This window comes from Streptomyces sp. NBC_00102 (assembly GCF_026343115.1).
Taxonomy (GTDB): domain Bacteria; phylum Actinomycetota; class Actinomycetes; order Streptomycetales; family Streptomycetaceae; genus Streptomyces.
This window is the reverse complement of record NZ_JAPEMC010000001.1, coordinates 3987501-4000075: the sequence shown is the minus strand read 5'-3', so window position 1 is coordinate 4000075 and position 12575 is coordinate 3987501. Positions and strand designations below refer to the sequence as shown.

10 protein-coding genes and 2 rRNA genes (1 of these 12 only partly in view) are annotated in these 12575 nt (G+C 68.9%); 2 read left to right on the top strand and 10 right to left on the bottom strand.

Annotation, left to right across the window (positions count from 1 at the left end; all coding sequences use genetic code 11):
* Positions 1-661: 661 nt before the first annotated feature.
* Complete coding sequence (locus tag OHA55_RS17810; RefSeq protein ID WP_266707455.1) at positions 662-1513, top strand: ECF subfamily RNA polymerase sigma factor, BldN family; 852 nt, start codon at positions 662-664, stop codon at positions 1511-1513.
* Positions 1514-1753: 240 nt separating this feature from the next.
* Positions 1754-2986 carry a DUF5667 domain-containing protein gene (locus tag OHA55_RS17805; protein WP_266707453.1) on the top strand — a complete coding sequence of 411 codons (1233 nt, stop codon included), beginning with the start codon at positions 1754-1756 and terminating at the stop codon, positions 2984-2986.
* Positions 2987-3070: 84 nt separating this feature from the next.
* Here OHA55_RS17805 and OHA55_RS17800 read toward each other — a convergent pair whose 3' ends face one another.
* From OHA55_RS17800 to OHA55_RS17755, 10 genes are all read right to left on the bottom strand, one after another.
* Positions 3071-4195, bottom strand: coding sequence for a lysophospholipid acyltransferase family protein (locus OHA55_RS17800; RefSeq protein WP_266707451.1), 1125 nt, complete (start codon positions 4193-4195; stop codon positions 3071-3073).
* A 15-nt stretch (positions 4196-4210) separates the two neighbouring features.
* Positions 4211-5323 carry an NAD-dependent epimerase/dehydratase family protein gene (locus tag OHA55_RS17795; RefSeq protein WP_266707449.1) on the bottom strand — a complete coding sequence of 371 codons (1113 nt, stop codon included), beginning with the start codon at positions 5321-5323 and terminating at the stop codon, positions 4211-4213.
* A 251-nt stretch (positions 5324-5574) separates the two neighbouring features.
* Positions 5575-5673, bottom strand: a complete 99-nt coding sequence (locus OHA55_RS17790) for an AURKAIP1/COX24 domain-containing protein (protein WP_003948845.1) — start codon at positions 5671-5673, stop codon at positions 5575-5577.
* 110 nt (positions 5674-5783) lie between these two features.
* Positions 5784-5996, bottom strand: a complete 213-nt coding sequence (locus OHA55_RS17785) for a helix-turn-helix domain-containing protein (RefSeq protein ID WP_014046653.1) — start codon at positions 5994-5996, stop codon at positions 5784-5786.
* Positions 5997-6124: 128 nt separating this feature from the next.
* Positions 6125-6940 carry a phosphatase gene (locus OHA55_RS17780; RefSeq protein ID WP_266710761.1) on the bottom strand — a complete coding sequence of 272 codons (816 nt, stop codon included), beginning with the start codon at positions 6938-6940 and terminating at the stop codon, positions 6125-6127.
* A gap of 127 nt (positions 6941-7067) precedes the next feature.
* Positions 7068-8240 (bottom strand): acetoin utilization protein AcuC, encoded by a 1173-nt coding sequence (locus tag OHA55_RS17775; RefSeq protein ID WP_266707447.1) that lies wholly within the window; start codon positions 8238-8240, stop codon positions 7068-7070.
* Positions 8209-9414, bottom strand: a complete 1206-nt coding sequence (locus OHA55_RS17770) for an MFS transporter (protein WP_266707445.1) — start codon at positions 9412-9414, stop codon at positions 8209-8211. The genes OHA55_RS17775 and OHA55_RS17770 overlap by 32 nt, the downstream gene beginning before the upstream one ends.
* 41 nt (positions 9415-9455) lie before the next feature.
* Positions 9456-10100 carry an HAD family phosphatase gene (locus tag OHA55_RS17765; RefSeq protein ID WP_266707443.1) on the bottom strand — a complete coding sequence of 215 codons (645 nt, stop codon included), beginning with the start codon at positions 10098-10100 and terminating at the stop codon, positions 9456-9458.
* A gap of 71 nt (positions 10101-10171) precedes the next feature.
* Positions 10172-10288, bottom strand: a 5S ribosomal RNA gene (rrf, locus tag OHA55_RS17760).
* Positions 10289-10362: 74 nt separating this feature from the next.
* Positions 10363-12575, bottom strand: a 23S ribosomal RNA gene (locus tag OHA55_RS17755) (it continues 912 nt past the right edge of the window).

Here is a 12575-nt window from a genome sequence, read left to right as displayed (position 1 = left end):
CCGCGGCCACCTCCGCCCGCGCCCACCCGACGTCCGGCCGACCGAACGCCCGGGCGCGGGCGTTCGCCCGCCCGCACGCGCCCGCCCCGGTACTCCGCGCGCCCGCGATGCCGCGCACACCCGCCGCCGCGTCCCCGGCCCCGCGCAGCCCGTACACACTGCACGCCCGTACGCACGCGCAGCCGCCCGGTCCGCTGCCCGGTACCCCTTCCGCCGGCACGGACATCTGTGCGCCTCCGGGCAGCCCTCCGAACACTCCGCCCGCGCGCCTTTGTGCGCCCCGCACTCCCCCTCCGCCGGCCCGCGACCCCCGCAGGGGCCACGCCCGGGACCGCCCACCCGCGAGACCCCGTACGGAAGAACCCCGCAGGCCCTGCGGCGCCCGGCCCGCGAGGGCCCGACGGACGGTGACCGACCACAACCGGTACCGAGCAGAGACAGATGGCGAAGCAATTCGATCAATTACCGGTCACCATCCGCGATCGGAATAGTCACCGAGCGGTACGAGAATTGGCGCAACCGGTGATTTTAGCAACTCGGTGTAGTGCCGCCTGTACGAAGCGTTATTCTCCTCAAACGCAATGACGGAGCCCGCCACCCTCCTCCACAAGGGGACGGATTTCGAACTGCTCGTGATGGAAGCTCTGCCTCTGGGAGTCCCGTGTACCCACACGTCGGGGTTGACGCCTCGGGCCTGGCTACGCTGCGTGCAACGGTCCTCGACCGCTTGCGCGGCTTCGTCCCCACCGCGTACGCCGTACCCGCGCTCGCCACCCCTGCAGCCGCACCTGCCGGCCCTTGCTATGCCCTGGCGGAACGCGGTGCGGTGGTCGGAAGACGCGGCACCCGCGCCGCCTCGACCGCGTCCTCGGCGTCCCCGGCGTCCTCAGGGTCCCCAGCGTCCTCGGGGTCCTCGGCCGCGGCCGCGGCCACGTCGACCGTCCGCCGTCCCACCGCCGACAGCGACAGCGCCCGCATGATGGACCTCGTCGAGCGCGCGCAGGCCGGCGAGGCCGACGCGTTCGGCCGCCTCTACGACCAGTACAGCGACACCGTGTACCGGTACATCTACTACCGCGTGGGCGGGAAGGCCACGGCGGAGGACCTCACCAGCGAGACCTTCCTCCGCGCGCTGCGCCGCATCTCCACGTTCACCTGGCAGGGCCGCGACTTCGGCGCCTGGCTCGTCACCATCGCGCGCAACCTCGTCGCCGACCACTTCAAGTCCAGCCGCTTCCGGCTGGAGGTCACCACCGGCGAGATGCTCGACGCCAACGAGGTCGAGCGCTCCCCCGAGGACTCCGTGCTGGAATCCCTCTCCAACGCCGCGCTGCTCCAGGCCGTGCGACGCCTCAACCCGCAGCAGCAGGAGTGCGTGACGCTCAGGTTCCTGCAAGGGCTCTCGGTCGCGGAGACCGCCCGCGTGATGGGAAAGAACGAGGGCGCGATCAAGACCCTCCAGTACCGGGCCGTCCGCACCCTCGCCCGCCTGCTGCCGGACGACGCCCGCTGACGCGGCCCGCCGCCGCCGGGGCGTGCCCCGGCCCTCCGGTATGTCGCGTTCATGACGCACTGGTCCGATCATCTTTCGTCCGTAACCCAAGTGCCGCGCCGCTCGTTGTGCCGGATGCAGGCCCCCTGTAGCTACACCTCGACCGGCGTCACTCACCCCATCGAGTGGCATCGACCCCGGGTGTACAACCTTCCGGACCCTCAGGGGAGTCGACCGTCATGACGAGAGGAGGTGCCGCCAGTGATCGCAAACGTTTCGGCACACCGGCGGGCGAACGCCTTCGCCCAGGCCCTGGAGGAACAGTCCCCCCAGGGTGCGGCGGCCGTACAGCCCGAGGAACCGGCCGAACAGGCCGACCACGGAGCACTGTTGGCCCTGGCGAACGGCCTCGGTGAACTGCCGTCGCCGCAGTTCGATCCCGAAGTCAAAGTGGTGCAGCGAGCGCAGCTCGTCGCCGCCATGGAAGCGATGTTCGCCGAGGCCGCCGAGGCCGGGGCGTCCACGGGCCCCACGGTGCCCGAGCAACGCCCCAGGGGAGCCCACCGGGCCTCCCCGCTCCGCAAGCTCCGTCCGCGTTCCCGCTGGGCGAAGGGGCTCACCGCAGGCGGGCTGACCGTGGGTGTCGCGGCGGGGGCGTTCGGCGGCGTCGCCGCGGCCAGCTCCGACGCCCTCCCCGGTGACTCGCTGTACGGCCTCAAGCGGGGCATGGAGGACATCCAGCGCTCCATGGCCGACAGCGACACCGACCGCGGCGAGGCATTCCTCGACCAGGCCTCGACCCGGCTCAGCGAGGCGCGCCGCCTGATGGAACGCGGCCGTTCCGGCCACCTGGACCACGAGTCGCTCGGTGAGATCAGGCGCGCCCTCAGCGGGATGTCGCACGACGCCTCCGAGGGGCACCGGCTGCTCCACGCCGCGTACGAACGCGAGGGCACCCTCGGTCCCATCCAGACCCTGGACTCGTTCTCCCGTTCGCACCGCGACAGTTGGAGCAGCCTGCGCGACCGGCTGCCGGTCCAGCTCACCGACGTCGGGGACAAGGTCAGCTCGGTGCTGGCGGCCATAGACGAAGAGGTCGCGCCGCTGGAATCGCTGCTGCCGCGCACTCCGGACAGGAGCGGCGGGGGCGCCTCGCAGCGGTCCGGGGTCCCGCAGGGGGGCAGTGGCTCCTCGCGGACCTCTCCGTCCGCGGCCCCGTCGTCGGCCCCCTCCTCCGCGGCCTCCTCGGCCGAGGGCGGCTCCGCCTCGCCCTCGGGTTCGGCGTCGCCGGAGGAGCGGGACGGTCTCCTCGGCGGCACGGACGGCCTGCTGGACGGCCTGCCGACCGACGGGGGCAGCTCGCCGTCGGGCTCGGACGAGTCGGAGGAGCCGGGCGGATCCGACGGCTCCGGCACGCCGGACGTCACCCTGCCTCCGCTGCTGCCCGGCCTCCTCCCCGGCCTGGGCATCAGCGCGGAGGACGCGGACGAGTAGCCCTTCCGTCCGTACGACACCAGGGGGCGGGCATCCGGATCGACACCGGACGCCCGCCCCCTGGAAGCGCGCTGAGGAACGCCGTCAGAAGAACACCGAGCGGCGCTGGACGAGCAGCGTGTAGAGCGTGTGCTGGATCTGCTCGCGCACCTGGTCGGTGAGGTTGAACATCAGCATCGGGTCCTCGGCCGCCTCGGGCGGGTAGCCGTCGGTCGGGATGGGCTCGCCGAACTGGATGGTCCACTTCGTCGGCAGCGGCACCAGGCCGAGCGGGCCGAGCCAGGGGAAGGTCGGAGTGACCGGAAAGTACGGGAAGCCCAACAGCCGTGCGACGGTCCTGGCGTTGCCGAGCATGGGGTAGACCTCCTCCGCGCCCACGATCGAGCAGGGCACGATCGGTACCCCGGCGCGCAGCGCGGTGGAGACGAACCCGCCCCGGCCGAACCGCTGGAGCTTGTACCGGTCGCCGAAGGGTTTGCCGAGTCCCTTGAAGCCCTCCGGCATCACCCCGACGATCTCGCCGAGTTCCAGCAGCCGCTGCGCGTCCTCCGCGCAGGCCAGGGTGTGACCGGCCTTGCGGGCCAGTTCGTTGACGACCGGCAGCTGGAAGACGAGGTCGGCGGCGAGCAGCCGCAGGTGGCGCTCGGCGGGGTGGTGGTCGTGCACGGCGACCTGGAGCATCAGCCCGTCGAGGGGCAGGGTCCCGGAGTGGTTGGCGACGACGAGCGCGCCGCCGTCCTCGGGGATGTTCTCGATCCCCTTCACCTCGACGCGGAAGTACTTGTCCGCGAGGGGCCGCAACAGCGACATCAGGACCTGGTCGGTCAGTTCCGCGTCGTAGCCGAACTCGTCCACTTCGTAATCGCCGGTCACGCGCCGCCGCAGGAAGGCGAGTCCGCCCGCGATCCGGCGGTCCCAGTCGGCGCGTGCCGTGCTCCCGCGGGTCTCCCCCGCCTCCTGCGTCCCGGGCGTCGCCGCCTCCTCGCGTGCCCCGGGCCCCTCCTGGGGTCCGTGCGCCGCCTGGGGCGGCTCGGTGCCCGCGCGCGCCTGTCCGGGGACCTGGGCGCCCGGCAGGGCGCTCACGGGCGCCGCGGCGCCCTCGGCCCGCCCGGAGTGCGCGCCGGAGCCGGTACGGCGCCGCGCGGAGCGTGACCCGCCCCCGGACCGGGACCGGTCGTCGTCGAACGGAATGACCTTGGCGTCCGCCATCGTCGATGCGCTCCTCTACCTGGCGCCGTGCGTCGTCTGCGTCGTCTGCCCTGCGCCACGCTCCGCCGCCGGGACGGCCGGCCGGGACCGGCGCGCCGGGCCGACGAGCGGCAGCCCGGCGAGGCGGTCGACCGCGCGGCCCACCGTCTCGGGCGGCAGCAGCCCGGGACCGCGGCTGCGGCCGTACTCCGCGAAGGTCTCCGCCGTGGTGAATCTCGGGCGGAAGCCCAGCGTCTCGTACATCTGGAGGGTGGAGACCACCCTGCCGTGGGTGAGCAGCCGGATCTGCTCCGGGGAGAAGTCCGTCATGCCGACCGCGCGGAGTGCCGAACCGACCCAGGTGACGGCGGGCAGCAGCACCGGGACCGTGGGCCGGCCCAGGCGGCGCGCGCACTGCGAGAGCAGCAGCACCCCGTCGCCGGCGATGTTGAAGGTGCCGCTGTTGAGGGTTCCGCGCCGGGGTTCCCTCGCCGCGATGCCCAGGACGTCGATCACGTCGTCCTCGTGGACGAACTGGAGCCGGGGGTCGTACCCGAGGACGGTCGGCAGTACGGGCAGCGCGAGGTAGTCCGCGAGCGGCGAGTCCGGCATCGGGCCGAGGATGTTGGCAAAGCGCAGGACGGTGACCGCGACGTCCGGGCGGCGCCGGGCGAAGCCGCGTACGTACCCCTCGACCTCGACCGCGTCCTTGGCGAAGCCGCCGCTCGGCAGGGACTTCGGCGGGGTCGTCTCTGTGAAGACGGCCGGGTCGCGCGGGGCGGCGCCGTAGACACTGGTGGTGGACTTCACCACCAGTCGCTGGACGGTGGGCGACTTCTGGCAGGCACCGAGGAGCTGCATGGTGCCGATGACGTTGGTTTCCTTGATCGCCGTCCGGCCGGCCGCGCCGAGCGCCTTGCCGGAGACGTTGAGGTGGACCACGGTGTCCACGGAGTGTTCCGCGAGCACCCGTGCGATGGCGGGCTGCCGGATGTCGGCGCGTACGAACACCGCGTCACCCAGCCGGTGCGCGGGCTCCGTGGCGTCGACGGCGATCACCCGGTCCACTCCGGGATCGCGCTGGACGCGCCGCACGAAGCGGCCTCCCAACTGCCGGGCCGCTCCTGTGACGAGCACGACCTTCCCCAAGATCAGCGCCTTCCGTCGGTCCACGAGGCGGGACGCCCGCGAAAAGGGCCGTCCCCTGCCGGTCACCGTAGCGGGTGGATGTTTCCCTGCGGCTTCCCCGGACCGGGGTTTGACGAACTCGTCGCGGACGGAGCCGGAAACCGGGGCGGAAAGGCACCGTCGGGGACCCGCTGAAAAAACAGCGGCGGAAAAATACCGCAGCCCCTCCGCCATGTCGACGGAGGGGCTGCGGAGACACGAACTGCGTTCGCTTACTTCTTGTTGCGACGCTGAACGCGCGTGCGCTTGAGCAGCTTGCGGTGCTTCTTCTTGGCCATCCGCTTGCGCCGCTTCTTGATAACAGAGCCCACGACTACCCTCGCTCACTTCTCATCCTGGTGCGGGGCGTCTGGGCCCACACGACCTACGTCGGCCTAGCCTACCCGTCACTTGGTGAGGGACGTAATCCGAGGGAAAGACGTCAGGCGGACTCGACCCCCACAAAGGATTCGCGGAGGTACTCGTGAACCGCTTGCTCGGGCACCCGGAACGACCTGCCCACCCGGATCGCCGGCAGATGACCGCTGTGCACCAAGCGGTACACGGTCATCTTCGACACTCTCATGACCGAGGCGACTTCCGCCACGGTCAGAAACTTGACCTCGTTCAGAGGTCTCTCGCTCCCAGCAGCCATGACCCACCTGTACCTTCCGCAGGCGACGCGCACCGGCTTCCCCTCCGGTGACTCTTCGTCGTTGTGCGCTCACTGCCCAGATTAGGGGCGCGTGATGCGAGTGGGGAAGAGGTGAGGCGATCGGGCGCCTACTGTGACAGACAGGCCCGATTGAGCACATAGCGCGTCAGAGGCAGGTAGTGCTCGGCCGCCACGGCGTCGTCCAGGGGTACGGCCACCGACACCCGGCCCTCCGCCTCGCCGACGAAGAGCGCCGGGTCGTTCACATCGGCCGGCCCCATCGCCTCGAAGCCCAGCTGACCTGCGCCGCAGGCCCATCCGTGGTCGCCGATCACCAGCTCCGGAAGCCCGCGGGAGTCCTCCGCGGCACTCTCCAGCGCGGCCCGCACGGGCAGCGGGGAGTGGGTGTGCGCCCCCGGCCCCCCGCTTCCGCCGCGCGCGCCGGGCTCCCGCACGAACGCGACCCCGCGTACGTAATCGAGCCGGTACGGACGTACGCCGAATCGAGTCGTTATGTCGACACGACGGCCCCGCCCGGGGGTGAGGACCGTACAGCCGGCCGCCGACAGAGCGTCTGCCAGCCCGGCGTAGAAGCCGGTCAGCCGCTCCGGGTGCCCCGTACCGAACAGGACCGGGGCGCGTCGCGCGGCCGCCTCCGCGAGCCGACCGGCGAACGCGTCCAGCCTCGCGAGGGTGCGTTCCGGGTCGATCGTGTCGGCCCCCGTCACCCGCCCCGGATCGCCCGAGACCCCGCACCTCTCCGCCATCAGCCCCAGCAGCTCCCGCTCCCCCCAGACCCCGTCGGGGCGCACCCCCAGGGTCACCCGGGGGTCCCCGGCGGCGAAGAGCCGGTAGCTGCGCAGACTGTTCTCGCGCGAGGTGGCGACGGGCCCCGCCAGCCGGGCCGCCAGCAGGTGGGCGCGTAGCGCCCCGGTGCTCAACACCCGTGCCATGCTTCCCTACAGGCCTTCCCCGGGGGCCACAACCCGTACACCGCACCACCGTTGGCGTAACACACATGCGCGGGTCCCCGCCCGACGCCCCGTCAGCCGCCTTGCGCACCGGGCCCTTTCAGGCGAGCAGTCCACGCAGCGGGTACGCGGACCGGCGCGTCGCCAGCACCGCCTGGTCCAGCCGGTCCACGGGGTCGTAACCCGAGTCCCAGGACTGCCAGCGGGGGGTGCGCCCGTCCGTCATCCGCTCGGGACCCGGCTGCCCGGTGCGGGCGTGCACCTCGTCCCGCCAGGACGCCGGGATCACCGATTCCGGGTCGACCGGCCGGTGCGCGGCGATCCCCACCAGGTGGGTCCAGGAACGCGGCACCACGTCGACGACGGCGTACCCGCCGCCGCCCAGCGCCACCCACCGCCCGCCCTCGGCGTGCGCGTGCGCGAGTTCGTGGCAGGCCTCCATCACGGCCCGCTGCGCGTCCAGCGTCACCGCGAGATGGGCGAGCGGGTCGTCGAAGTGGGTGTCCGTCCCGTGCTGGCTCACCAGCACCTGCGGCCGGAAGTCGGCGATCAGCTCCGGCACCACCGCGTGGAAGGCCCGCAGCCACCCCGCGTCGCCGGTCCCCGGCGGCAGCGCCACGTTGACCGCCGCGCCCTCACCGGCCGGCCCTCCGGTCTCCTGCGGGAACCCGGTGTGCGGGAAGAGGGTGCGCGGGTGCTCGTGCAGCGACACGGTCAGCACCCGGGGGTCGTCCCAGAACGCCGCCTGGACCCCGTCGCCGTGGTGCACGTCCACGTCCACGTACGCGACGCGTTCGGCGCCCAGCTCCAGCAGCCGGGCGATGGCGAGCGCCGGGTCGTTGTAGACGCAGAACCCGGCGGCGGCTCCGGGCATCGCGTGGTGCAGGCCGCCGGTGAAGTTCACCGCGTGGTCGGTCGCGCCCCGCCACACGGCCTCGGCGGCGCCCACGGAGAGCCCGGCGATGAGCGCGGAGACCTCGTGCATCCCCGCGAAAGCGGGGTCGTCGACGGTCCCGAGCCCGTAGCCCTGGTCGGCGGCGAGGGGGTCGGCCGAGGCCGCCCGTACCGCCGCCACGTAGTCCGGCCGGTGCACCAGGCGGAGCGTGGAGTCCCCGGCGGCCTTGGCCGACCGCACGTCCACGGCCCCGTCGAGGCCGAAAGCCCGCACCAGCCCCATCGTCAGGGCCAGGCGTACCGGGTCCATCGGATGGCTGCGCCCGAAGTCGTACCCCGTTACCGCGTCATCCCACATCAGCTGTGCGCGCCCGCTCATGCCCGCCACCGTATCGGGCGTCGTCACCGCCGAACGACCGGGCGTACACGAGCGTCACCAGCACCAGGACCATCGGCACGACCATCGCCTCGCGGTAACCCCAGGCGTCGCCGAGCGCCCCCACGAGCGGCGAACCGATGAGGAAGCCGACGTAGTTGAAGATGTTCAGCCGGGCGACCGCCACATCACTGGCGCCGGGGAACAACCGCCCCGCCGCCGCGAAGGTCTGCGGCACGATCACGCACAGCCCGAACCCGAGCAGGGTGAACCCGGCCATCCCGGTCCACGGGTCCGGCGCCACCGCCACCACCGAGAACCCGACGGCCGCCACCAGCGAACCGGCCCGCACCACGGCCGCCGCACCGATCCGCCGCACCCCGTAGTCCCCCACGGCCCGCCCCAGCAGCGTCGTCACCATGTAGACGTTGTACGGGACCGTCGACAGCTGCTCCGAACTCCCCAGCACGTCCTGGAGGTACTTGGCGCTCCAGTTGGAGACCGTCGAGTCCCCTATGTACGCGAAGCACATCACCAGGCAGAGCGGCAGCAGCAGCCGGAACGGCACGGAGGGCGCCGCGGCCCCGCCGGCTCCACCGGCCTTGCCGGACTCCGCCGCGCCCTCCGTGTACCACCGGCTGCCGATCAGCGCGGCCGGCAGCAGGACGACGACCGCCGGGAGGTACGAGACGAGGAGGGAGAGGTCCCAGTGCGCCCCGGCCCAGGAGAGCGAGGCCCCGACGATCCCGCCGAGGCTGAACACCGCGTGGAAGCCGAGCATGATGCTGCGGCCGTAGGCCCGCTGGAGGCTGACGCCCATCATGTTCATGGAGGCGTCGAGCGCCCCCACGGAGAGCCCGAAGAGAGCGAGCGCGACGGCCGCGTGCCACACCGCGTCTCCCGCACCGACCCCGAGCAGGGCCAGCATGACGAGGGGCTGCGCGCAGCGCAGGACCGTCCCGGGCCTCACCCGCGCGACCACCTTCTCGGTGACCACGCTGCCGACCCCGGCGAGGATCGGCACGGCGGCCAGGAAGACGGGCAGCAGCCCGTCGGATATCCCGTACTGGTCCTGGATGGCGGGGATACGCGTCACCAGCAGTGCGAAGGTCACCCCTTGCACGAAGAAGCTGAACGCCAACGAACCCCTGCCGTACCGCAACCGCGCATCTGTCATGGCGGGAGCGTAGGGCCAGGATCTACCCGTGGGTAGACGGATCAGGCCAGCAAATCGGGGAGTTGGGCCATGTCGGAGAAGAGCCCGGTCACTCCGGTGAGCCGGTCCGCCGGCATCATCGAGGTGAAGCCGTAGACGTCCATCCCCGCGGCCCGGGCGGCTTCGACGCCGAGCGGGCTGTCCTCGATCACCACGCAGCGCTCGGGGGAGACGCCCATCGAGCGTGCCGCGTGCAGGAACAGGTCCGGGGCCGGCTTCCCGCGGCCGACGTCTTCCGCGCTGAAGATCCACTCCTCCTCGAACCACTGGTCCAGCCCGGCCTTCTGGAGGCTGACGCGAATGCGCTCGTGCCCGCTGGAGGAGGCCACGCAGTAGTCCACGCCCTCCGCGACGAGCGACTCCAGCACGTTCTCGACCCCGGGGACGACGACGAGTTCTTCCTGGAAGGCGGCGAACAGCCTTGCGTTGAGCGTCGTCTCGAAGTCGTCGGGCAATTTCCCGCCCGTACGCTCCAGGACCAGATCGTGCACCCGGTGCACGGCGGACCCCATGTAGTCGCGCAGGGATTCCTCGTACGTGGTGGGGTGACCGAGCTCGGTCAGGTACGCGGCGAGGATCGTGTTGGAGATCGGCTCACTGTCGACGAGCACGCCGTCGTTGTCGAAGATGACCAGTTCGTAGCGCATGGTTCGAGCCTAGACGCTCAGAACGCAGAAAACCCCCGTGCCACAAGGCACGGGGGTCTCCCGGAAAAATTGTTCGGCGGCGTCCTACTCTCCCACAGGGTCCCCCCTGCAGTACCATCGGCGCTGAAAGGCTTAGCTTCCGGGTTCGGAATGTAACCGGGCGTTTCCCTAACGCAATGACCACCGAAACACTATGAAATTAACCAACCGGAAAAACACGGCGGTTGTTATTTCAGAACCAACACAGTGGACGCGAGCAACTGAGGACAAGCCCTCGGCCTATTAGTACCAGTCAGCTCCACCCGTTACCGGGCTTCCACATCTGGCCTATCAACCCAGTCGTCTACTGGGAGCCTTAACCCCTCAAAGGGGGTGGGAATACTCATCTTGAAGCAGGCTTCCCGCTTAGATGCTTTCAGCGGTTATCCTTTCCGAACGTAGCCAACCAGCCATGCCCTTGGCAGGACAACTGGCACACCAGAGGTTCGTCCGTCCCGGTCCTCTCGTACTAGGGACAGCCCTTCTCAATATTCCTACGCGCACAGCGGATAGGGACCGAACTGTCTCACGACGTTCTAAACCCAGCTCGCGTACCGCTTTAATGGGCGAACAGCCCAACCCTTGGGACCGACTCCAGCCCCAGGATGCGACGAGCCGACATCGAGGTGCCAAACCATCCCGTCGATATGGACTCTTGGGGAAGATCAGCCTGTTATCCCCGGGGTACCTTTTATCCGTTGAGCGACAGCGCTTCCACAAGCCACTGCCGGATCACTAGTCCCGACTTTCGTCCCTGCTCGACCCGTCGGTCTCACAGTCAAGCTCCCTTGTGCACTTACACTCAACACCTGATTGCCAACCAGGCTGAGGGAACCTTTGGGCGCCTCCGTTACTCTTTAGGAGGCAACCGCCCCAGTTAAACTACCCATCAGACACTGTCCCTGATCCGGATCACGGACCGAGGTTAGACATCCAGCACGACCAGAGTGGTATTTCAACGGCGACTCCACAACCACTGGCGTGGCCGCTTCAAAGTCTCCCACCTATCCTACACAAGCCGAACCGAACACCAATATCAAACTGTAGTAAAGGTCCCGGGGTCTTTCCGTCCTGCTGCGCGAAACGAGCATCTTTACTCGTAATGCAATTTCACCGGGCCTATGGTTGAGACAGTCGAGAAGTCGTTACGCCATTCGTGCAGGTCGGAACTTACCCGACAAGGAATTTCGCTACCTTAGGATGGTTATAGTTACCACCGCCGTTTACTGGCGCTTAAGTTCTCAGCTTCGCCGACCCGAAAGTCAGCTAACCGGTCCCCTTAACGTTCCAGCACCGGGCAGGCGTCAGTCCGTATACATCGCCTTACGGCTTCGCACGGACCTGTGTTTTTAGTAAACAGTCGCTTCTCGCTGGTCTCTGCGGCCACCCCCAGCTCATGGAGTAAATCCAATCACCAGTGATGGCCCCCTTCTCCCGAAGTTACGGGGGCATTTTGCCGAGTTCCTTAACCATAGTTCACCCGAACGCCTCGGTATTCTCTACCTGACTACCTGAGTCGGTTTAGGGTACGGGCCGCCATGAAACTCGCTAGAGGCTTTTCTCGACAGCATAGGATCATCCACTTCGCCACAATCGGCTCGGCATCAGGTCTCAGCCTTAATGTGTGACGGATTTGCCTACCACACGGCCTACACCCTTACCCCGGGACAACCACCGCCCGGGCTGGACTACCTTCCTGCGTCACCCCATCGCTTACCTACTACAAGTCTGGTTCATCGGCTCCACCACTACCCTCAACTCCGAAGAGATCGGGCCGGCTTCACGGACTTAGCATCGCCTGATTCAGTACTGGGCGTTTCAAAGCGGGTACCGGAATATCAACCGGTTGTCCATCGACTACGCCTGTCGGCCTCGCCTTAGGTCCCGACTTACCCTGGGCAGATCAGCTTGACCCAGGAACCCTTAGTCAATCGGCGCACACGTTTCTCACGTGTGTATCGCTACTCATGCCTGCATTCTCACTCGTGAACCGTCCACAACTCGCTTCCGCGGCTGCTTCACCCGGCACACGACGCTCCCCTACCCATCCCAGCCCCCGTTGGGGGTATGTGCTGGAATGACACGACTTCGGCGGTACGCTTGAGCCCCGCTACATTGTCGGCGCGGAATCACTTGACCAGTGAGCTATTACGCACTCTTTCAAGGGTGGCTGCTTCTAAGCCAACCTCCTGGTTGTCTCTGCGACTCCACATCCTTTCCCACTTAGCGTACGCTTAGGGGCCTTAGTCGATGCTCTGGGCTGTTTCCCTCTCGACCATGGAGCTTATCCCCCACAGTCTCACTGCCGCGCTCTCACTTACCGGCATTCGGAGTTTGGCTAAGGTCAGTAACCCGTTGGGGCCCATCGCCTATCCAGTGCTCTACCTCCGGCAAGAAACACACGACGCTGCACCTAAATGCATTTCGGGGAGAACC